Origin of the sequence: Parvibaculum sp. (assembly GCF_039973015.1) — a bacterium.
Lineage (GTDB): Bacteria > Pseudomonadota > Alphaproteobacteria > Parvibaculales > Parvibaculaceae > Parvibaculum.
On the sequence record NZ_JBDWLT010000009.1, the window covers coordinates 293,644 to 315,712 of the forward strand.

Here is a 22,069-nt window from a genome sequence, read left to right on the forward strand (position 1 = left end):
ACCCATCTCCGCAACAAACAGGACGTCAGCTGATGGCGGGCTCCGTCGGTGGTCCGCGCATTCTGCTCCGTCGGCTGCGCGAGGTCATGGCGGAGCCGGAGAGCGCGCAGAAGCGCCTCGACAAGATTGTCGTGCTGATCGCTTCCAACATGGTGGCGGAGGTGTGCTCGGCCTATCTCGTCAATGGCGCGCGAGAACTCGAACTTTTTGCCACCGAAGGTCTGAAGCCATCCGCCGTTCATGCCACGCGCCTGCGCGTCGGCGAGGGCCTTGTCGGCGATATCGCGGCCCATGCACGCCCATTGAACCTCGCCGATGCGCAGTCCCATCCAGGCTTTGCCTACCGGCCTGAAACGGGCGAAGAAATCTACAAGTCGCTGATGGGTGTGCCGATCCTGAGATCGGGCAAGGTCGTCGGCGTTCTCGTCGTGCAGAACCGTACCAAGCGGCACTACACCGAAGAAGAAGTCGAGGCGCTCCAGACGGTTGCTATGGTGCTGGCCGAAGTCGTCGCGGCCGCGGATCTCATAGGGGCCGAGCCCAACGAGCCCGATCTTTCGCATGAGCGCCCCTTCCACATCGTCGGGTCTTCCTTTGCCGAGGGCATCGCGCTCGGTCATGCCGTGCTGCACGAACCGCGCGTCCATGTGACGAAGCTCATTGCAGAGGACACCGAACTTGAACTGAAGCGGCTCGAACAGGCGGTTTATGCGCTCCGGGGCTCCATCGACGACATGCTGGAGACGGAAGACCTCTCCCATGCGGGCGAACACCGCGAGGTGCTTCAGGCCTATCGCATGTTCGCCAATGATCGCGGCTGGCTTCAGCGCATGCTCGAAGCGGTGGACACCGGCCTCACGGCGGAAGCTGCCGTCGAGCGCGTGCAGAACGACACGAGAGCGCGATTGCAGCGCGCGGCGGACCCTTATATCCGCGACCGGCTGCATGATTTCGACGATCTTGCGAACCGGCTCCTGCGTCAGCTCACCGGCGTTACGCTCGCCTCGCTCTCGGCGAATCTGCCAAGCGATGCCATCATCATCGCGCGCAACATGGGGCCCGCCGAACTCCTCGATTACGACAAGGAGCGACTGCGCGGCCTCGTGCTGGAGGAAGGCGCGCCCAATGCGCATGTCTCCATCGTTGCGCGGGCTTTCGGTATCGCCACCGTGGGCCGCGCCGAGGATATCATCGAGCATGTGGAGCCGGGCGACGCCATCATTGTCGATGGCGACACGGGTGAGGTCTATCTCCGTCCCTCGCAGGAAGTTATTTCCTCCTATTCGGAGAAGGCGCGGTTCCGTGCCCGCAAGCAGGAACAATACAAGGAGATCCGGGACGAGCCGGGGATCACGCGCGACGGCGAGAAGGTCGACCTCTATGTGAATGCAGGGCTGCAGGTCGATCTGCCGCATCTGGAAGAATCGGGCGCGGAGGGCATCGGCCTTTTCCGCACCGAGCTGCAATTCATGATCGCCTCCACGCTGCCGAGCCTGCGCGATCAGATCGAGCTCTATCGTGCTGTGCTCGATGCTGCGGGGGATCGGCACGCCGTCTTCCGTACGCTCGATATCGGCGGCGACAAGATGCTGCCCTATATGAACCTCGCCTCCATCAAGGAAGAGAACCCCGCGCTGGGCTGGCGCGCCATCCGTATCAGCCTCGACCGTCCGGCGCTGCTGCGCCATCAGGTGCGCGCTCTTTTGACGGCGGCGGCGGGCAAGTCGCTGCGGATCATGTTCCCGATGATCGCGGAAGTCGCCGAATACAAGCGGGCCCGCGCGCTGGTCGACAAGGAAATGGCGCGGCTCGACAAGTTCGGCAAGGAAAAGCCCGCCTTGCTTGAGGTCGGCACCATGCTCGAGGTGCCTTCGCTCGCCTGGCAGCTCGATACGCTCCTGCCGATGGTCGATTTCGTGTCCATCGGGTCGAACGACCTCATGCAGTTCCTCTTCGCAAGCGATCGCGGCAATCCGCGCGTCGCCACGCGCTACGATCTTCTGAGCCCGGCAGTGCTGAGCTTCCTCCGCCACATCGTCTCGAAGTGCCGCGAGCACAAGACGCCGCTCACGCTCTGCGGCGAGATGTCGGGCAAGCCGCTGGAGGCGATGGCGCTGGTCGGCCTCGGGTTGAGGCGGATTTCCATGTCGCCTGCCGCCATAGGCCCGGTCAAGATGATGGTTCGCTCCCTCGATGCCGCGAAGCTGGAGGCCTTTATGGAAGGGCTCTACGGCCTGCCCGAGCGCAGCGTTCGCGAGCACCTCTCCCGATATGCCGAGGAAAACGGCATCGTCGTCTGAGCTTCGCCGGGCGGCGGGCAGGTCCGGCTGCTTATCCACAGCCCCGTTTTGGGAATGGAAATCTTACCGAAATCCAAAAAACTGAGGGCGTGGGTGGAGTTGGACCAAACTCCGGTTGCAGTTTCTCAACAGTTTTGGTCTATTCTCAGTTCTCAATACGTTTGGGCGCTTGCGAAAGCCGTTCGTGGGGTGCGGTTGTCGCGTTTTGAAACGTCCATGGCAATTCGTGGGGCGAATAGCGTCAGCTATGCGGATTGAGATGGCTCAGCTCGGGAAGAGCCCGGAGATATGAACAAAGTTACCATGCTGCCGACTGGAGACGACAGGTCGGAACCGCGACGCCGGCTGCATCTTCGCGACATCACCAATGAGGTGCCGGTCGAGGCGGAGTCGGTCGGTGCGGATCTGCGCGCGGCCCGTTTGCGCCGCAGCGAGGATATTCGCACCATCGCGCAAGCACTTTGCATCCGCCGCGACCTTCTCGAAGCGCTGGAGGAAAGCCGCTTCGATGCGCTTCCCGCGCGCGCCTATGCCATTGGTTTCGTTCGTTCCTATGCGGAATATCTCGGCCTCGACAGCCGTCACGTCGTCGAGCGCTACAAGGCCGAGCTCGACAGCGCCGAGGCGGATGCCGCCGATCCCCATTTTCCCGATACGGCCGAGGAGCGCCGCCTGCCCAAGGGCACGGCCCTGATCGTCGCGCTTGTTGTTGCGGCGGGCGCCTATGGCGGCTGGCTGCTGACCAAATCGACCGATGAAATGATGGCGGCCCGCGTCGCTGCGCCGGAAGCCGCGTTGCCGGTCGCTGCGGGGCCTGTGTCCGCACGGGGTGACAGCGCTTCGGCGTCCGAACCGCGCGCCGGGTCCGTTCCGGTGGTGCGGGGCCCCGGCATCGCGCTCACCGAGGCGGAGCGCAATGCGCTGACGCCGCAGACTGTTTACGAGCCCGCGCCCCTTGCCAGCGTTGCCGAAGAAGCCGCCGCCGAGGCAGAAGAAATTGAAGTCGCGGCTCTTGAGGAAGCTGCGCCCGAAATTCTGCCGCCGCTGCCCGAGGGTACGCCCTATGGAGCGGAGAATGTCGATGGCCGCGTCGTCGTGCGCGCCCGCCGCGATGGCGCCTGGATTCGCGTCGAGGACGGCACGGGCAAGGTGCTCATCGAACAGACCCTTAACGCAGGCGACAGCTACCGTGCACCGCGCGAGCCGGGGGTCATCCTCGTCGCGCGCGACGCCAGTGCCTTCGAGCTCATGGTGGACGGCACCTCGCTCGGTCTTGCCGGTCCGCCCACGCTGGTGCTGACGGGCAAATCGCTTGAAGTGCAGGATTTGCTGGCCGCCATGCCGAAACCGGACATGGCGATGGATGCGGAGGCCGGGCTTTCCGCGGCCGAGGCGCCCGTCGCGGTCGAATAGGCCCCGTATTCGCGGCCCTGCCATATTTCTGCTATGAGAAAGCGCGATCATGCAGCCTCGGGAAGAGGCCGCATCCGGCTTGCCATTTCAGGATTGGCCGCCGGTTCGGTGTTTGAAATCCGGCGTGAGACAACCAGCTTAAGACAATGAGCATCAGACCCTGGCGCGACATCATCCGCAGACCGAGCCGGCAGATCCATGTGGGGTCAGTGGCCGTAGGGGGCGATGCGCCGATTTCCGTCCAGACGATGACGAACACGCTCACCTCGGATGCGAAGGCGACCATCGAGCAGATCCGCCGCATCGAGGAGGCGGGCTGTGACATCGTGCGCGTGTCCTGCCCGGATGCCGCATCGACCGCCGCGCTGCACGAGATCGTGCGCGAAACGACGATCCCCATCGTCGCGGACATCCATTTTCACTACAAGCGCGCCATCGAGGCGGCGGAGGCGGGCGCCGCCTGTCTGCGGATCAATCCCGGCAATATCGGTTCGGAAGCGCGTGTGCGCGAGGTTGTGCAGGCGGCGAAGGATCATGGCTGTTCCATGCGCATTGGCGTCAATGCCGGTTCGCTCGAACGCGACCTCCTTGAAAAATATGGCGAGCCCTGCCCGGAGGCGATGGTGGAGAGCGCGCTCGATCACGCGCGCATCCTTCAGGATCACGATTTCCACGAATTCAAGATCAGCGTGAAGGCCTCCGACGCCTTCCTCACCGTCGCTGCCTATCAGCAGCTTGCCGACGCCATCGACTGCCCGCTCCATATCGGTGTCACCGAGGCGGGCGGCCTCATGTCGGGGACCATCAAGTCGTCCGTCGGTCTTGGCATGCTGCTCTGGGGCGGTATCGGCGACACGATCCGCGTTTCCCTTTCCGCCGATCCGGTGGAAGAGGTGAAGGTCGGCTTCGAACTTCTCAAATCGCTCAATCTGCGTCATCGCGGCGTCACGATCATTTCCTGCCCGTCTTGCGCGCGGCAGGGGTTCGATGTCATCGGTACGGTGAAGCTGCTGGAAGAACGCCTCGCGCATATCGCAACGCCCATGACGCTTTCGGTCATTGGCTGCGTGGTCAACGGGCCGGGCGAAGCCGAGCAGACCGATATCGGTTTCACCGGCGGCGGCGCGGGCGCTGGCATGGTCTATCTCGCGGGCCTCAGCGACCACAAGATCAAGAACGAGAATATCGTCGATCATCTCGTCGAACTCGTCGAGGCGAAGGCCGTCGAGATCGAGAAGGCGCGCGCCGAAGAAAAGCAGGCCGCCGAACAAGCCGCGCAGCCGCGTGCGCTTGCCGGAGATTAGCGAGGCTGTCTGATTTTCCAGGCGGATCGAAATTCCGCCCGTCAGCGTTTCGTTATTTTCCGAGAGCCCGAGCCAGATGATCCCCGAAGAAAAACTGCAAAGCGTCATTGCCCGTTTCGAGGCCGTTCAGTCTGAAATGAACGCCGATATTTCGCGCGAGCGTTTCGTGCTGCTCTCGAAGGAATATGCGGAGCTCAGCCCCGTCGCCGAGGCGATCGGCAAGCTCATTGCCGCGCGGCGCGAATATGCCGATGCCGAACAGCTTCTTCGCGTGAAAGACATGGCGGAGATGGCGCATGAGGAGATCGGGCGGCTGAACGAGGTTTTGCCGGAACTCGAACATGACGTCGAGATCATGCTGCTGCCCAAGGATGCGGCGGATGAGCGAAACGTCATCCTCGAAGTGCGCGCAGGCACGGGCGGCGACGAGGCGGCGCTTTTCGCGGGCGATCTTTTCCGCATGTATGAGCGCTATGCGGCGGGGCAGGGCTGGAAGGTCGAGCTGATTGCGGCCTCGCAGGGTGAAGTCGGCGGCTATAAGGAAATCATCGCTGGGATTTCGGGTGCGGGCGTCTATGCCAAGCTCAAATTCGAATCCGGGGTGCATCGTGTGCAGCGTGTGCCGGCAACGGAAGGCGGCGGGCGCATCCATACATCGGCGGCGACGGTCGCGGTGTTGCCCGAACCCGAAGAAGTCGATGTCGAAATCGATGACAAGGATCTCCGTATCGATGTCTTTCGGGCGTCAGGTGCGGGCGGTCAGCATGTCAACAAGACCGAAAGCGCGGTCCGCATCACACATCTGCCAAGCGGCATCGTCGTCTCGCAGCAGGACGAGAAGTCGCAGCACAAGAACAAGGCCCGCGCGATGCAGATCCTGCGTGCGAAACTTTTCGACGCCGAGCGCGAGCGCGTGGACAGGGAGCGTGCCGCCAATCGCAAGGGGCAGGTCGGTTCAGGCGACCGTTCGGAGCGTATCCGCACCTACAACTTTCCCCAGAGCCGCGTCACCGATCACCGCATCAATCTGACGCTCCACAAGCTCACCGAAATTCTCGAAGGCGATGCGCTTGGCGAATTGATCGCCGCCCTCATCTCCGAGGATCAGGCGGCCCGCCTCGCGGCGATGGAAGAAGAGGCGTGACGACCCGCGATCATGCCATGCGCCTTCTGGGCCATCGGCTGAAACAGGCAGGGCTCGCGACGCCCGATCTCGACGCCCGCATTCTCGTGCAGGCGGTGACAGGCGCGAGCGATATCGAAATGATTCGCGAGCCCGGTACGTTGCTCACCAAGGCCGAAGAGGAACGTCTCGGCGAATGGGAGCGTCGCCGCCTCGCGCGCGAACCTGTTTCGCGCATACTTGGTTCGCGCGAGTTCTGGGGCCTCACCTTTACCGTCACGGCGGAGACGCTCGATCCGCGCCCCGACAGCGAAACGCTGATCGAGACGGCGCTCGATCTTTTGAAGGAGGTTCCGGCTCCACGTCTCCTCGACCTCGGTACGGGTACGGGCTGTCTCCTTCTTGCGCTGCTTCATGAATGCCCTGGTGCATCTGGCATCGGCGCCGATCTTTCGGAAGGGGCGCTCGCCGTCGCTGCGTCGAATGCCGCCGCGCTCGGTCTCGATGCGCGGGCAGCGTTCATCGAGAGCGAATGGACGGCGGCGGTCGAAGGGCGTTTCGATCTCGTGATTTCAAATCCGCCCTATATCCGTCATGGCGATATCGAGGGCCTTGATGAAGAAGTGCGCTTGCACGATCCGATGCTTGCGCTCGATGGCGGCGCGGACGGGCTCGATGCCTATCGTGCCCTTGCGCGCCTTCTGCCGGACCATTTGACGCATGGCGGTCATGCGGTGATTGAGCTTGGCGCGGGGCAGGAAGCGGAAGTCACGGAGATCTTCGAAGCGGCGGGATTTGGTGTGTTACGGGTGGTTTCGGACCTTGGCGGTGTGCCGCGCGCCCTCGTTGCGTACATGCCACGCGCTTGAATTTCCGGTTTTTCCGGGCAGAAAACGGTTGGAATCTCGGGTTCGGGACGCTACTTTCCTGACAGGGAAAACGAGCCGGGCAGTAAAGCCTCGCTCCTCGAACCCCGTCCTCCGAAAAACAGGGGCGATAATCCGAGGCAGGTACTGCCGGTCGGATAGGGTTTTGAAGGCGCTGAAGGCGGCCCGCATTAACTGAGGCCTTTTTACGTATCGTCGCGCCGGGGCTGGGCAGCGCGATACAGGCCAGAACTTCTTAGCATCAGACCTGACCGCATCCTTTGAAGGACGTCAGATATGTGCTGGGGAAGCCCGCCTCGCGAGACGTATGACGTTCTTCGCGATGCCGGTGCGGCGACGCTTACCGCCCGCACGAGGAAGTGCCTGGAGACAACCCCATGCACTCGCGGAAAATCGGAAGCGGGACGATATCCGGTACATGACGCCGGACATGACAATGTCCAGACCAAGACCCTGAGTTGAACCAGTAGCGAGAAATCAGACGATATGAGGCAGGGGCAGAACAACTCCAAGCGCTCTCGCGGGCGCGGACGCAAGCCACAGCATTCGGCAAACCGCGCCTTCGACAGCAACGGTCCCGACGTGAAGATTCGCGGTACGGCAGCGCATGTCTGCGAGAAATATCAGCAGCTTGCGCGCGATGCGATTTCGGCGGGCGACCGCGTCACGGCCGAAAACTACTATCAGCATGCCGAGCACTATTACCGCATGCTCCTTGCGGCGCAGCAGGGTCAGGAAGGCCAGCAGCGCCAGCAGACCAATCTCGGATATCGTCCGGATGAGGACGACGAGGAGAACGAGCCGGATTACGCGCCGGACGGTCCGCAGCCGCGCCATCCGGGCCAGCCCTGGCATGAACAGAACGGCCAGAACGGTAATGAGGGCGGCCGGGAAAATAACCGCCGTAATAATGGCCAGTCCAATGGCGGTAATGGGCGGACGAAAGGCGGTAACGAAGGTGTTGCCGCTGCGCCTGCGGCTTCCGGCGAGGAAGGCGAGAACACCGCCAGTACGCCCGACACCGAAGCAAACGCACAAGCCGGTGGCGAGGGCGAGGTGCCGCCGCGCCGCCGCAATACCCGCCGCCGCCGTCCGCGCAGCGAAACGGCCGCCTCGGGTGGCGATGCCGCTCCGGCCGAAGGGGGCGATACCGCGCCTGCCGAAAGCGGCGCCGCGGACTGATTTCGCCGTTTGATCGAGAACGCGCTTAGTCGAGAATGATGTGATCGCCGGGCCTTATCGTGCCCGGCGTTTTCACGACCGCATAGAGCCCGAGATCGGCATTGTTCCAGTTCTGGAGCAGCGTCTTCGGGATTTCCATGTCGCGTGCACCCGTTTCCGGGTCGACATTCGTCGCCGCGCAGCGTTCCGTTTTGTGGACGCCCTCGAACTCCACCTCGCCAAGGCGGAACCGCTTGCCCACCCAGTCATGATCCTCGAAGGGGGCGAGCCCTTCCAGATAGACATTGCCGCGAAAGCGCAAGGGGTGGACATGCGCACCGATCTTCTCCTCCAGCGCACGCACGCTTCCCATATTAATGAGCGAGACGAGTTTTGCCGGCGCGTCTGAATGCGAGAAGCCCGGCGCATGGACCAGGCGGGGTGTGCCCCTCAGTTCCTTTTCCATGTAGGAGGAGATGAAATCCTCCAGCGCCTCGCGGCCTTCATCGCTCATCAGGTTTGCCGCCAGTCTCTCCTCGCCGCCTTCGGCAATGTGTAGCGTCGTCGCGGCGTCGTCGAAGCGGGTTTTCAGCTTTGCCAGCCGCTCGTCGCGCATCAGCATCAGGAACTTGATCTTCGGAAAGTGCTTCGGGTTATCCGGGTCGAAATCATGTTTGCCGTTCTCGATGGCAAAGGCCCGGTCCCAGGGGAACGTGCCCCCCGCCTCAAGTCTTGCCTGTGCCAGCGGTTCTGGCGAGAGCCCCTTGACCGGATAGCGGTAGAGGCCGACGATCCTTGCACTGTCTCCCATGACACTCCTGTTCCGCCGCGCCATGAATTTGGCAGGTTTCTGCGACAAACTGTCTGGAGATTGCCTCTTGTGTGACTATCAGGCAACACCAATATCTGCCAAGGGCCAATGCCTCGATGAGGGTTGGGCCAGGCAGGAAGGCGTGAATGACGGTGCAGCAATGCTGGCTGTCTGAATACGTGCTTGAAAGGGAAGACATATGGATCTGGAAAAATATACGGACCGGAGCCGCGGCTTCATCCAGTCCGCGCAGGGGCTTGCTGCCCGCTCGGGGCATCAGCGTTTTACACCTGAACATCTTCTGAAGGTTCTGCTCGACGACGAGGAAGGGCTCGCGGCGGGTCTCATTCGCGCGGCGGGCGGGCGCCCCGATCAGGCCTTGCAGGGCGTCGAGACGGCGCTTGGCAAAATACCGAAGGTCGAAGGTTCCGGCGCGGGGCAGCTTTATCTCGCGCCCGAGGTCGCCAAGGTTTTCGATCAGGCCGAACAGCTCGCGAAGAAGGCGGGCGACAGTTACGTCACGGCCGAGCGCCTGCTGCTTGCCATCCTGCTTACGCCGGGCACGGAATCGGAAAAAATCCTCAAGACCGCGGGCGTCACGGCGCAGTCGCTGAACGCCGCCATCGAGCGCGTGCGCAAGGGCCGCACCGCCGACAGCGCGAGCGCGGAAGACGCCTATGACGCCTTGAAGAAATATGCGCGCGACCTCACGGCGGACGCCCGCGCGGGCAAGCTCGACCCGGTGATCGGCCGCGACGAGGAAATCCGGCGCACCATCCAGGTGCTGTCGCGGCGCACGAAAAATAACCCCGTGCTCATCGGTGAGCCGGGCGTCGGCAAGACCGCGATCACCGAAGGTCTCGCGCTCCGCATCGTCAATGGCGATGTGCCCGAAAGCCTGAAAGACAAGTCGCTGATGGCGCTTGATCTCGGCGCGCTCATCGCGGGCGCAAAGTATCGCGGCGAATTCGAGGAGCGCCTCAAGGCCGTTCTCTCGGAAGTCTCGTCGGCCGACGGCGGCATCATCCTCTTCATCGACGAAATGCATCAGCTTGTCGGCGCGGGCAAGACGGATGGCGCGATGGATGCGTCGAACCTGCTGAAGCCTGCGCTTGCGCGTGGCGACCTTCACTGCGTCGGCGCGACCACGCTCGACGAATACCGCAAATATGTCGAGAAGGACGCGGCGCTGGCGCGGCGCTTCCAGCCCGTCTTCGTGGACGAGCCGACGGTGGAAGACACGATCTCGATCCTGCGCGGCCTCAAGGAAAAATACGAGCTGCATCACGGCGTGCGCATTTCCGATGCCGCGCTTGTTGCCGCCGCCACCATGTCGGATCGCTACATCTCCGACCGTTTTCTGCCCGACAAGGCGATCGACCTCATGGACGAGGCGGCGTCGCGGCTGCGCATGCAGGTCGATTCCAAGCCCGAAGAGCTCGACGAGATCGACCGCCGCGTCATCCAGCTGAAGATCGAGCGCGAGGCGCTGAAAAAGGAAAAGGACGAGGCCTCGAAAGACCGGCTCGAAAAGATCGAGGTCGAGCTTGCCGACCTCGAAAAGAAGTCGGCCGATCTCGCCGCCGGGTGGGACGCGGAAAAATCGAAGCTCGCTTCCGCACAGAAGATCAAGGAAGAGCTCGACAATGCGCGCAACGAACTCGTGCAGGCGCAGCGCGGCGGCAAGCTGGAGCGCGCCTCCGAGCTTGCCTATGGCATCATTCCCGGCCTCGAAAAGAAGCTCGCCGAAACGGAAAAGCACGAGCAGCAGGGTGGCGCCATGCTTGAGGAAGCCGTCACCGAGCAGCACATCGCGCAGATCGTCTCGCGCTGGACGGGCATTCCCGTCGACAAGATGCTCGAAGGCGAGCGCGAAAAGCTGATCGGCATGGAAAAGGCGCTGGGTGCGCGCGTCGTCGGCCAGGGGGAAGCGGTCTCCGCCGTCTCGCGCGCCGTGCGCCGTGCCCGGGCGGGCCTGCAAGATCCGAACAGGCCCATCGGCTCGTTCCTCTTCCTCGGGCCGACCGGCGTCGGCAAAACGGAGCTGACCAAGGCGCTTGCCGAATTCCTGTTCGACGACGATCAGGCCATCGTTCGCCTCGACATGTCGGAATATATGGAGAAGCATTCGGTCGCGCGGCTGATTGGCGCGCCGCCGGGCTATGTCGGCTATGAGGAGGGCGGTGCGCTCACCGAGGCTGTCCGCCGCCGGCCCTATCAGGTTGTCCTTTTCGACGAGATCGAGAAGGCGCACCCGGATGTCTTCAATGTGCTGCTGCAGGTGCTCGACGACGGGCGCCTGACGGACGGGCAGGGGCGCACGGTCGATTTCAAGAACGTGCTCATCATCATGACGTCCAATCTCGGTGCCGATTATCTCGCCGAGCAGAAGCCGGGCGAGGATATCGAGGGCGTGCGCGCGCAGGTCATGGATGTGGTCCGCTCGCGCTTCCGGCCGGAATTCCTCAACCGTCTGGACGAGATCCTGCTCTTCCACCGGCTCACCCGCGAGCAGATGGATACGATCGTCGATATCCAGATGGGCCGCCTGCAAAAACTTCTTGCCGACCGCAAGATCGTGATCGAGCTGGACGAGGCGGCGCGCACCTGGCTTGCCGATGCGGGCTACGACCCGGTCTATGGCGCAAGGCCGCTCAAGCGCGTCATCCAGCGCAATGTGCAGGACCCGCTCGCCGAACTTCTGCTCATGGGCAAGATCGCGGATGGCGAGGTGGTGAAGGTTTCGGCCGGTGCCGAGGGCCTCATCATCGACGGCCACGAGGTCGATGCCGATACGGGCGAGGTGCCCTCGGCCAGCGGCGGCGCCGTCAAAGACGAGGGCGAGTAACGCAGGCCGCCATCATCGCCGGTCATTGAGAACGCCGCGCGAGTACACAACGCAAAAACCCGCTCCCCGGAGCGGGTTTTTCATTACATATGTCATGCCAGCGTCCGGCCCCGGCCTTCCGTGCCGCCGGACAGCGCAGCACCCTCGGCGCGCTTCTCCCTTGACCCCGCGCCATCCTCCGCCATGCTCTCTTCTTTATGGCTGAGGCAAGGCAAGTGGCGGGGAGCGAGGCAAGGTGACGGGGGAGCCTGAGAGGATTGAGGCGTTCATAGAGCGCTGGCGTGCATCCGGCGGCGCGGAACGCGCCAATTACCAGCTTTTCCTCACCGAGCTGACGGAGCTTCTTGGCGTTCCGAAGCCCGTGCCCGCGCAGGAATCGAATCAGCACAACGATTACGTCTTCGAGCGCTCCGTCGCCTTCAAGCACCCGGATGGCTCCCAGTCCACCGGCTTTATCGATCTCTACAAGCGTGACTGCTTCGTTCTCGAGGCGAAGCAGAGCGGCAAGCGCATGGCAAAGCCGGATGCGAACCAGCTTGCCCTGATGCCGGAAGATGCCGGACAGATGAAGATGGGCACCGCCACGCGCGGCACACGCCGCTGGGACACGGCGCTTCTTGCTGCCCGCCGCCAGGCGGAAGATTATGCCAAGGCGCTGCCCAAGGAGCATGGCTGGCCACCCTTCCTCGTCGTGGTCGATGTCGGCCATTGCATCGAGCTCTATGCGGATTTTGTCCGTCAGGGAAAGAACTACGCCCAGTTTCCGGACAGGCGCGGCTACCGCATCATGCTGGAAGATCTGCGTGACGAGGCGGTGCGCGAACGGCTGCGTCTCGTCTGGACCGATCCCATGTCGCTCGACCCCGCCCGCAAGTCGGCGGAGGTCACGCGTGATATTGCCGAGCGTCTGGCAAAGGTCGCCCGCACCGTCGAGAAGCGCGGACACGCGCCGGGCAAGGTTGCCGAATTTCTCATGCGCTGCCTTTTCACCATGTTCGCCGAAGACGTAGAGCTTCTTCCTGCGGGCGCTTTCACCAAGCTGCTCGACGACATGAAGGACACGCCCGACAAGTTCAAATTCGCGCTTGAAGATCTCTGGAAGGCGATGAACACGGGCGGCTTCGCCGGCGTCATTCAGGAAGTCGTGAAACGCTTTAATGGCGGCCTTTTTGCAAACCCGGAAGCGATCGAGCTGGAGCCGGACGAAATTCACGAGCTATGGGTTGCCGCGCGACGCAACTGGCAGGAGGTCGAGCCCGCCATCTTCGGCACGCTGCTGGAGCGCGCGCTCAATGCGCGCGAACGCCACAAGCTCGGCGCGCACTATACGCCGCGCGCCTATGTGGAGCGTCTTGTCGTCCCCACCATCATGGAGCCGCTGACATCGGACTGGAAGATCGTGCAGGCCGAAGCCGAGCAATTGATGCGCGAAGGCAAGCAGGACGAGGCGCGCAAATCCGTCCGCGCCTTTCACCAGCAACTTTGCCAGACCCGTGTGCTCGATCCCGCCTGCGGCACCGGCAACTTTCTCTATGTCTCGATGGAGCTGATGAAGCGTCTCGAAGGCGAGGTGCTGGAATATCTGGTCGATCTCGGCGAGGAGCAATATCTGCTCGAACTTTCAGGCCACACGGTGGACCCGCACCAGTTCCTCGGGCTCGAAATCAATCCCCGCGCCGTGCAGATCGCCGATCTCGTCATCTGGATCGGTTTTCTCAAATGGCAGATCAGGACGGGCGGTCAGGCTGCGATTTCAGAACCCGTTCTCCGCGCCTTCAAGAATGTGAGGGAACAGGACGCCGTCCTCGCCTATGACAAGCGCGAGCTTGTGCGCGACGAGGCGGGCAAGCCCGTCACGCGCTGGGATGGGATCACCTACAAGAAGCATCCCGTCACCGGCGAAGATGTGCCGGACGAAACGGCGCGCACCGAGCTCTACACCTATTCAAAGCCGAAGCCTGCCGAATGGCCCAAGGCCGATTTCATCGTCGGCAATCCGCCCTTCCTTGGCGGCAAGGACATTCGTGCCGACATGGGCGATGGCTATGCCGAAGCAATCTGGGCCGCGCGTCCGCATATCCCGGGCGGTGCCGATTTTGTCATGCATTTCTGGGATCACGCGGCGGAGCTGGTGCGCGCGGGAAAGACCCGCCGCTTCGGCCTCATCACTACGAACTCCGTCACGCAGACCTTCTCGCGTCGCGTCATCGAGCATCACATGAATGCGAAGGAACCACTCTCGCTCGCCTTCGCCATTCCCGATCATCCCTGGATGAAAAGCGCCGACAAGGCCGCTGTGCGCATCGCCATGACAGTGGGCGTCCTCGGCCCCGCGCAAGGTCTGCTGCTGAAATCGGTCGCGGAATCCGACCTTGATACGGATCAACCTAAGGTCGAATTCACCGAAAACCGGGGCGTGGTCTGGTCGAACTTTGAAATCGGGGCCGATCTGGCGTCAGTACGCGCCTTGTTGGCCAACGAAGGTCTATCAAGCAGAGGCGTGTCTCTCCACGGCGCAGGATTCATTGTCACGTCCGAGCAGGCGAAGTCTCTAGGGCTTGGAAAGGTCGATGGCCTTGATCGCCACATCAGGCCCTATCGAAACGGGCGCGACCTGACAGCCATTCCTCGCGGTGTCTTGGCAATCGACTTGTTAGACCTCACTGACCGTGACCTTCAGGATCGTTTCCCTGCCGTGTATCAATGGGTGGTCGAACGGGTCAAACCCGAACGCGATACCAACAACCGCGAAACTTACCGAAAGAACTGGTGGATATTCGGAGAGCCGCGTCGTGATTTGCGCCCGACACTTCACGGCCTCGACCGCTACATCGCCACCACTGAAACGGCCAAGCACCGCTTCTTCGTTTTTCTTGATAGCAAAGTTCTGCCGGACAACAAGCTTGTTTGCATTGGGCTTGAAGTAGCCGATGCATTGGCGGTTCTATCTTCCAAAATTCACGTTAATTGGATGTTGGCGACAGGAGGACGCTTGGGTGTTGGCAACGATCCTGTTTACGTCAAAACCCAGTGCTTCGACCCCTTCCCCTTCCCCGACCTCACGGAAAAGCAGAAGGCGCATCTGCGCGAGCTTGGCGAACGTCTTGATACTTTCAGGAAAGAGCGGCAGGCGGAGCATCCCGATCTCACCATGACCGGCATGTACAACGTGCTGGAGCGTTTGCGCGAGCTGGAGGCGAACTCGGATGCCGCGCCGCTCAACGACAAGGAAAAACTGATCCACGAAAAGGGGCTCGTCTCCGTCCTCAAACAGATTCATGACGAGATCGACGCCGCCGCTTTCGACGCCTATGGCTGGCCACGCGATCTCACCGACGAGGAAATTCTCGAACGCCTCGTCGCGCTGAATAAAGAGCGCGCCGAGGAAGAGAAGAAGGGCATCGTCCGCTGGCTGCGTCCCGACTATCAGATACCGCGCTTCGGCAAGGGCCTCGCGAAAGAGGCGCAGGTCGAAGCCGCGCTCGACGCGCCCGCCATCGCCGCCAAGGCGCCTGCATGGCCTTCCGGCCTGCCGGACCAGATCAGGGCCGTGCATACCGTTCTCGCGCAGGCCGAGCGTCCCGTCGCGTCGGACGAACTCGCCCGTGCCTTCAAGGGTGGCAAGAAGCGCAAGGAGCGTGTCACAGAACTTCTCGAAAGCCTCTTCCTTCTCGGGCAGGTGCGCGAAGACACGGGCAAATACTTCCTTGTGGATCGCGGCTAATTCGAAAGTGCCGCGTTGTCGCGAAGGCTACCCATATCCAATCGCGTTCGGCTTCTCTAGGCTTGAGTCTTTCCGGCCCTTGCCGGAGGGGTGCGCAACCGAGGAGACAGGCTATGGGATTCTGGATGAAACTCGCCCTCACATTCGCCGCCATTATTCTGGCGAGCATTCTCGCGGGCTATCTGTGGAACTGGCTTTTCAATGCCGAGATTCCGGGTTTCCTGGGCGGGATGCTGGGCGGCATAATCGCCATTCCGGTGTGGGAGTTCCTGCGAAAGTTCGATACGCCGTGACTTGTGCGCCGTCACTTGTGCGTCTTGATTTGCGCGCCGTGATTTTTGTGCCGTGACTTTTTCATGCTGCCGGGGAGGGGAGCGAGATGCCGCATAGCGGGCGGGAGAAACTGAAGAGATTCATCTTGCCAGGTTTGGCGCTTCTGGTCGTGCTCGGCGCCGCCGGGTTCTGGATGCTCAATACCAGTTCCTCGGGCATTCCCGGCTTCTATATATGGAAGCTGACTTCCGGCGAGGCGAATGGCGGAAAGCGCGTCCTCGTCAACGGCATCGAGCTTTACTACGAAACCTATGGCGACCCGGATGCGCCGCCCGTCCTCGTGCTGCATGGCGGGCTCGGTTTCATCGAGAGCATGCATTATCAGATCTCCGCGCTTGCCGGGTCGCGCTTCGTCGTTGCGCCGGATGCGCGCGGGCATGGCCGCACGACCGATGCCGATGTGCCCATCACCTATGAGCGGATGGCGGCCGATACGGTCACGCTGATGGACAGGCTCGGTATCGCAAGGGCCGATATTGTCGGCTGGAGCGATGGCGGCATCATCGGCCTCATCATCGCGATGGAGCATCCCATGCGGGTGCGCCGCCTTGTCACCATCGGCGCGAATTACAGCATTGACGGGCTTTCCGCGCTGCCGCCGGAAGATGCCTCCGCGCTTGGCGAGGTGCTGGCGCCCGCGCGCTCCTTCTATCTCGATGTCGCGCCCGATCCGGCGCATTGGGATGTCTTCTCGGGCAAGGTCTTGCGCATGTGGCGGACCTCGCCGAATTATTCGGCCCTCGATCTCGTGCGGATCGAGGCCCCCGTCCTCGTCATGGCGGGTGAAAATGACAGCATCAAGCGCCTCCATACCGAGGAGATGGCGCAGGCCATTCCCGATGCCACGCTCGATATCGTGCCCGGCGCCTCGCATTTTCTGCCGCTCGAAATGCCGGAGCGGGCGAACGCCTCCATCCTCACCTTCCTTGGGAGATAACCCCCTCTAAAATTGTATACAAAATTGTAGACTCATTTTCCGGGCTTCCCTATTCTCCGCCTCCGAAGCGCCGTCATCCGGCGCCACGAACGGGAGGAGAGGAAAATGTCCCTGTCTGCGTATTTGCGCCGGGCGGTTGCCGCCGGGCTTTGTCTTTCGGCTGCCGGGCTCGCCGGGCCGGCCGAGGCCGGCCGTTTCACCAGCATGGTCGTCATGGGCGACAGCTGGTCCGACGATGGCGTGCAGAGCGTCGATCTGAAGCGCGGCGTCGAGATCTGGCAGATCGACCCGGCCCTGCTCGATTCCCCCTCGCGGCCGGCGGGGCGCTTTTCCAACGGGCCCGTGATGGCCGAGCAGGTCGGCTCGCTTTACGGCATCGCGCCCTCGGAGACGCAGAATTACGCGATCGGCGGGGCAACCTCCGGCAGCAATTTCGAGCCGTTCCGCTTCCCCTTCGAGATGCTTCGCCGTCCGGAGCGCAACTGGGACGATCCGAACGGGCAGATCACCTTCATGCTCTCGCGCAATGGCGGCATGCTCGATCCGAACGCGCTCTATTTCATCAGCGTCGGCGGCAATGATTTCATCGAGGCGCCGTTCCTCGGCTGGACGGCGAACCCCGATACCACGAAGGCGAACATCGTCAGCGGTCTCACGCGAATGGCGGATGCGGGCGCGCGCAACTTCATGACGATGAATTACTACGGGCCCGAGGGAAACATCATCGAGACGACGCTCGAAGAGGCTTATATCGAGGCGAAGCAGCAGCTCGGCGTGAACATCATCTATGTCGATACGCTGTCGCTCGCCGCCTATGTCGAACAGAATCCGCAGGATTTCGGCATGGACCCTTTGCTTGCTTCGACGCCCTGCATTTCCGGGCGCGGGGTTTCGGCGGTCAATACCTGTACGCCGGAGGAAGAAGCGCAGCGCATTTCATGGGATGGTGTGCATCCGACCTCCCGCATGCATGAGATATTTGCGCTGGCAGGTTACGCGCTGGCCGAATCGCCCCTGACGCAGGCGGCGGTCGCCGATGCCGGGCTTCTCTCTCTCCAGTCCGTGCAGGGGAGTATCGCGGAACGTCTTTCCTTCGCCCGCCGGCTTGCGAAGGCGATCCGGCTTGCAAGCGCCGCGCAAGGCGGCCTGCCAGCTTTCGATCTTGCGGATATCGGCGGATGGGGTGAACTCTTCTTCTTCGCTGACCGTCACTTCCTCGACCGTTCGGCGACGAGCCTCGATCCCGCCGTCGACGGCAAGGCGAGCGCGCAAACGCTCGGCATCCACTTTCCGGGCGAGGCCTGGTCCTTCGGCGCGGCGGGCACGATGATCCAGAGCGATGCGAGCCTGCGCGACGGCAGTTCCTCGGAAGCCGATCATGTCCTCTTCACCGCGTTCGGGGGCTGGACGCCCGCGGCTCCTTATCTGCCGCAGGTCGATCTCGCGCTGTCGGCGGGCAAGGCGAACTACTGGACGAAGCGCAATCCCGGCATTGCGGGGGTACGGGCGGCGGGCTCCACGTCCGCGAATGAATATGCGGCGACGCTTTCCTTGGGCTACGAGGTGGCGCTGGATCGCTTCACGCTTCGCCCCCGCGCCTCGTTGCAGGGCTCGCGGATCGATCTCGACGGCTACACCGAGACGGGCGCGCCCGCAGGCTTCAACCTCATCACGCAGGACCAGACGGCTGAATCGCTGCTTGGCGAAATCGGGGTCGTGGCCGGAACGTCCTTCACCTTCGGCGCGGTCGAGCTTCTGCCCTCCGCCGGATTGCACTGGGGCCGCGAATTCGCGGACCGGAGCCGCTGCGTCACGGTCGCGCCGAGCACGCTGCCCGATCTCTTCTTCAGCGCCACAACAGGCGAGGGCGACCGGAACTATGGCCGCGTCGGCGCGGGGTTCGAGGCTCGTTTCGATGGCGGCGTGGCGCTCGGGCTCGACTGGTCGCATTCCGTCGGCCGCGACGACTGGCGGACGGAGGGCTTTACCCTCAGCCTGTCGGTCCCGCTCGGCTGATTTTTACGCATACAATATTGTAGACAATATGTCCCGGCTCGCCTATATCGGCGCTGCCGGGACGTTCCTTTCCGGCGGTTTGCCGATACTTGCGTGAGGGTTGCCGGACGATGAGGCGTTACGAGGATGTGCGGAAACGGGCAGTGCTCGTTTTTCTCCGGGGCGGGCGCCACGCGGCGTCCTTCTGGACCTGGCTCGGGGTCTGGCAATGGGCGGCTGCCGTTATTCCCGGCATCGCCCTCGGTCTCGCCAGCGCCTTCTTCCTGGTCACGAGCGGGCGCGGCGAACTTCATGCGGGTGCATGGGCAACCAGCCTCACCTATGGCAGTGCCGAGGCCGACATCTATACGCGCGCTCGCGTTGCCCTTTTTGGCCTCCTCGCCCTGTCGCGCGAACAGACGATCTACTTCACGGCGGCGCGTGACAGTGCGGGCCGGCCGCTCTCCGGCGATTGCACCTATCTGGTCAAGGGCCGGGATCTCGATGCGCGCTGGTGGAGCCTCACGGCTTACGGGCCGGACAGCCATCTGATCGCAAACGAACCCGGCATCTACTCCTATTCGAAGACGACGGTTGCGCGCGAGGCGGATGGCGGTTTCGTCCTTCGCGTCTCGGCCGCGCCGCAACCGGGCAACTGGCTCCCCGTGAAGCCTGGCGAGCGTTTCGACATGACGATGCGCTTCTATAATCCGGCGCCTTCTCTCGCCGCCGATCTGACGGGTGCCCCGCTTCCCACCATCGCAAGGGAGGAATGCCGGTGAACCGTCTCGCGCTCATGGGCGCCGCGGCGCTCGCCACCGCCGTTGCCGTTCACGTCGCCGTTGTCGCTGCCGTGCCGCACATCGTCATGGGGATCGCCATGGCGCGCATCGCGGGCGACGGAGGCGCGAACGTCATGAAGGATGCGCCGCCGCCCACGGCGGAGGCACGTACCGTCGTGCGTCCCAGCCCGGATCTCGCCTATTCGGCCTGCGTGCTCGATCTCGCGCGCGGGCCTGTCCGCCTCAGTGTGCGCAAAAGCGCGCCCTATACCTCGCTCTCGCTTTTCGCCGCCAACACCGACAACTACTTCATCGAGGACGACCGCAGGCGGGACGGCGAGATCGAACTCATTGTCGTTGGCCCGGGCGGCTCTGTGCCGCCGCGCCTGCCGCAAGGCGCGCGCGTGGTCGAGGCTCCGAGCGATCGCGGCATGGCGATCGTCCGCCGCGTAGTCGAGCAGGAATCTGTGTTCTCCGGCATCGAGGCTGCGCGCCGCCGCTCCTTCTGCGTGCCCTATCCCGGTTGAGGTCCGGCCTTTTCTCCGCTTGCACAGGATACAAAATTGTATACAATTTAGGGAGAGGAGCCGCTCCGGCAGGAAAACAGGCGGCCCGGAGGAACGGATGGGGGGGAACGGCCGGCGTGAGCGCTGTCCCCGAAAGGCGATCCCTGAAGCTCGATTACAGACCATGCGCCCCGCGTCGCCGCCGGGGCGGGCAAGTAAGGCCGCGCCGGGGGCGCGGTCCAGGGGGGAGAGAATGTTCGACCGGAAAACATTGTTCGCGGCAGTCGCGGGGGCAGGTTTCGTGGCCGCCAGCGGGGCGCAGGCGACCGAGTTCAGGTTCGGCGAGGTTTCGGGCAGTTTCGACAGCACCGCCACCGCGGGCGTCATCATGCGTGCGGCCAATCGCGACTGCCGTCTCGTCGGCACGACCAATGGCGGCTGCAATCCGAATGCGACGAACCGTGACGACGGCAATCTGAATTTCGATCGCGGCGATATTGTTTCGGCGCCTGTCGCCATGAGCCACGATCTCGATCTCGAATGGTGGAACTTCGGCGCCTTCGTTCGTGTGCATTATTTCTACGACGCGGTTCTGAACGATGCCGACAGCACACGCCGTACCGATCTCAACGCGGCCGCGCGGGAGCGGGCGGGCCGTGGCTTCGAACTGCTCGATGCCTATGTCTACGGGCTCTTCGACATTGCCGGCGTGCCGACCGACATCCGCCTCGGCAACCAGGCTGTGAACTGGGGCGAATCGCTCTTCACCCAAGGCGGCATCAACGCGACCAACCCCATCGACGTCGCGAAAGTTCATCAGGCCGGGTCGGAGCTCAAGGTCGCCACCTTGCCGACGCCCATGGCGCGCATCTCCAGCCTGCTTCCGGGCGGGCTCAGCGTCGAGGCCTATTACCAGTTCACCTGGGACAAGACGGAGCTCGATCCCGTCGGCAGCTTTTTCTCCCAGGGCGACTTGACGGGTGACGGCACGCAAGGCTTTTTCTTCGGGTCCGATCCCGGCGCCATCGGCGATGCCGCTTTCGCGAGCTACATGCCGAAGACGACAAGCAAGGAGCCGCGCAATTCCGGCCAGTGGGGCACGGCGCTGCGCTACTTCGTGGAGGACTGGAGCGCGGAGTTCGGTCTCTATTACCTGCGCTACCATTCCAAGACACCGATCCTTGGCGTCACCTCGCAACGTATTCCGTTCCCGCCCTTCACGCGGCCCGTCGGTTACTATGAGGAGTATGCCGAGGACATCGACCTCTATGGCGCGAGCTTCAACACGCAGCTCTTCGGCTCCTCCATCGGTGGCGAAGTCTCCTATCAGCCGGATTTTCCCGCGCCGCTCGACTTTGCCTCCACCGTCGCCTTCTCCCGTGCCAATGCGGCGACGGGCCCGCTCGGTGGCACCTATTCGCAATCCGGCGTGGTCGAGGTCGAGAAGTGGCAGGCTGCCCTTACCAGCATCAGCACCTTCGGCCCAAGCGACGGTTTCATCGGCCATGCCGTCGATGCGCTCGGCGCGCTCAACAGCACTTTCTCGACGGAGCTTGTCGGCAATGTCTACCCGGACCTCGATCCGATGGTTCCCTATGCCGTACCCGACAGCAAGACGAAGCCGACGGAGCGCGCCTGGGGCTATCGCTTCGCCGCGAGCCTTTCCTACCCGGAAGCTTTCGGAACCGCCGTCATGCTTACCCCCACACTCGCCTTTCGGCATGACGTCAGCGGCACGCAACCCAACAATCCGAACGGCGCGACACTCATCGACGACCGCAAGGTCGTGACGCTCGGTGTCGGTGCTGCCTATCTCGATCATTGGCGGGCGGCAATCTCCTACACCAACAATTTCGGCGCAGGCGGCGACGATCTCCTGAGCGACCGCGACTTCGTCGATATCTCGGTCAGTTATTCGTTCTAGGCCCGGACCGGCCTTTGTGAG

At 63.0% G+C, this 22,069-nt stretch carries 15 protein-coding genes; 14 read left to right on the forward strand and 1 reads right to left on the reverse strand.

What is annotated here, in order from left to right; translation table 11 throughout:
• The first annotated feature begins 32 nt into the window (after positions 1-32).
• The 6 genes from ptsP (at position 33) to ABJO61_RS11110 (ending at position 8,209) form a co-directional block, all read left to right on the forward strand.
• Positions 33-2,300: a phosphoenolpyruvate--protein phosphotransferase gene (gene ptsP / locus ABJO61_RS11085; RefSeq protein ID WP_348328527.1), complete on the forward strand. Its 2,268-nt coding sequence runs from the start codon at positions 33-35 to the stop codon at positions 2,298-2,300.
• Between the two features lie 288 nt (positions 2,301-2,588).
• Positions 2,589-3,713: a RodZ domain-containing protein gene (locus ABJO61_RS11090; protein WP_348328530.1), complete on the forward strand. Its 1,125-nt coding sequence runs from the start codon at positions 2,589-2,591 to the stop codon at positions 3,711-3,713.
• A gap of 146 nt (positions 3,714-3,859) precedes the next feature.
• Entirely contained in the window at positions 3,860-5,017 is a 1,158-nt protein-coding gene (gene ispG, locus ABJO61_RS11095) for a flavodoxin-dependent (E)-4-hydroxy-3-methylbut-2-enyl-diphosphate synthase (RefSeq protein WP_348328533.1), read from the forward strand.
• 76 nt (positions 5,018-5,093) lie between these two features.
• Entirely contained in the window at positions 5,094-6,161 is a 1,068-nt protein-coding gene (gene prfA / locus ABJO61_RS11100) for a peptide chain release factor 1 (RefSeq protein ID WP_348328536.1), read from the forward strand.
• A complete protein-coding gene (gene prmC, locus ABJO61_RS11105) occupies positions 6,158-7,009 on the forward strand; it encodes a peptide chain release factor N(5)-glutamine methyltransferase (RefSeq protein WP_348328539.1) in 852 nt (283 codons plus the stop codon). The genes prfA and prmC overlap by 4 nt, the downstream gene beginning before the upstream one ends.
• Before the next feature lie 504 nt (positions 7,010-7,513).
• Entirely contained in the window at positions 7,514-8,209 is a 696-nt protein-coding gene (locus tag ABJO61_RS11110; RefSeq protein ID WP_348328542.1) for a DUF4167 domain-containing protein, read from the forward strand.
• 25 nt (positions 8,210-8,234) lie between these two features.
• Here ABJO61_RS11110 and ABJO61_RS11115 read toward each other — a convergent pair whose 3' ends face one another.
• On the reverse strand, positions 8,235-8,999 hold the full coding sequence (locus ABJO61_RS11115; RefSeq protein WP_348328545.1) for an MOSC domain-containing protein: 765 nt from the start codon (positions 8,997-8,999) through the stop codon (positions 8,235-8,237).
• Positions 9,000-9,198: 199 nt separating this feature from the next.
• On the opposite strand from ABJO61_RS11115, the gene clpB reads away from it, so the two are divergent.
• The 8 genes from clpB (at position 9,199) to ABJO61_RS11155 (ending at position 22,048) form a co-directional block, all read left to right on the forward strand.
• Positions 9,199-11,847 carry an ATP-dependent chaperone ClpB gene (clpB, locus tag ABJO61_RS11120; RefSeq protein ID WP_348328548.1) on the forward strand — a complete coding sequence of 883 codons (2,649 nt, stop codon included), beginning with the start codon at positions 9,199-9,201 and terminating at the stop codon, positions 11,845-11,847.
• A gap of 235 nt (positions 11,848-12,082) precedes the next feature.
• On the forward strand, positions 12,083-15,571 hold the full coding sequence (locus tag ABJO61_RS11125; protein WP_348328551.1) for a DNA methyltransferase: 3,489 nt from the start codon (positions 12,083-12,085) through the stop codon (positions 15,569-15,571).
• Between the two features lie 113 nt (positions 15,572-15,684).
• The gene (locus tag ABJO61_RS11130; protein ID WP_348328554.1) at positions 15,685-15,864 is read left to right on the forward strand and encodes a hypothetical protein; all 180 of its coding nucleotides are present in this window, start codon (positions 15,685-15,687) and stop codon (positions 15,862-15,864) included.
• Positions 15,865-15,989: 125 nt separating this feature from the next.
• On the forward strand, positions 15,990-16,841 hold the full coding sequence (locus tag ABJO61_RS11135) for an alpha/beta hydrolase (RefSeq protein ID WP_348328557.1): 852 nt from the start codon (positions 15,990-15,992) through the stop codon (positions 16,839-16,841).
• 105 nt (positions 16,842-16,946) lie between these two features.
• Positions 16,947-18,857 carry an autotransporter domain-containing protein gene (locus tag ABJO61_RS11140; protein ID WP_348328560.1) on the forward strand — a complete coding sequence of 637 codons (1,911 nt, stop codon included), beginning with the start codon at positions 16,947-16,949 and terminating at the stop codon, positions 18,855-18,857.
• Between the two features lie 143 nt (positions 18,858-19,000).
• Entirely contained in the window at positions 19,001-19,618 is a 618-nt protein-coding gene (locus tag ABJO61_RS11145) for a DUF1214 domain-containing protein (RefSeq protein ID WP_348328563.1), read from the forward strand.
• Positions 19,615-20,145 carry a DUF1254 domain-containing protein gene (locus ABJO61_RS11150; protein ID WP_348328566.1) on the forward strand — a complete coding sequence of 177 codons (531 nt, stop codon included), beginning with the start codon at positions 19,615-19,617 and terminating at the stop codon, positions 20,143-20,145. The genes ABJO61_RS11145 and ABJO61_RS11150 overlap by 4 nt, the downstream gene beginning before the upstream one ends.
• 232 nt (positions 20,146-20,377) lie before the next feature.
• Positions 20,378-22,048, forward strand: coding sequence for a DUF1302 domain-containing protein (locus ABJO61_RS11155; protein ID WP_348328569.1), 1,671 nt, complete (start codon positions 20,378-20,380; stop codon positions 22,046-22,048).
• Positions 22,049-22,069: the final 21 nt, after the last annotated feature.

Coding starts and splice junctions, on each gene's coding strand:
- ptsP (WP_348328527.1), top strand. CDS start 33: ATGGCGGGCTCCGTCGGTGGTCCGCGCATTCTGCTCCGTCGGCTGCGC.
- ABJO61_RS11090 (WP_348328530.1), top strand. CDS start 2,589: ATGAACAAAGTTACCATGCTGCCGACTGGAGACGACAGGTCGGAACCG.
- ispG (WP_348328533.1), top strand. CDS start 3,860: ATGAGCATCAGACCCTGGCGCGACATCATCCGCAGACCGAGCCGGCAG.
- prfA (WP_348328536.1), top strand. CDS start 5,094: ATGATCCCCGAAGAAAAACTGCAAAGCGTCATTGCCCGTTTCGAGGCC.
- ABJO61_RS11110 (WP_348328542.1), top strand. CDS start 7,514: ATGAGGCAGGGGCAGAACAACTCCAAGCGCTCTCGCGGGCGCGGACGC.
- ABJO61_RS11115 (WP_348328545.1), bottom strand. CDS start 8,999: ATGGGAGACAGTGCAAGGATCGTCGGCCTCTACCGCTATCCGGTCAAG.
- clpB (WP_348328548.1), top strand. CDS start 9,199: ATGGATCTGGAAAAATATACGGACCGGAGCCGCGGCTTCATCCAGTCC.
- ABJO61_RS11130 (WP_348328554.1), top strand. CDS start 15,685: ATGGGATTCTGGATGAAACTCGCCCTCACATTCGCCGCCATTATTCTG.
- ABJO61_RS11140 (WP_348328560.1), top strand. CDS start 16,947: ATGTCCCTGTCTGCGTATTTGCGCCGGGCGGTTGCCGCCGGGCTTTGT.
- ABJO61_RS11155 (WP_348328569.1), top strand. CDS start 20,378: ATGTTCGACCGGAAAACATTGTTCGCGGCAGTCGCGGGGGCAGGTTTC.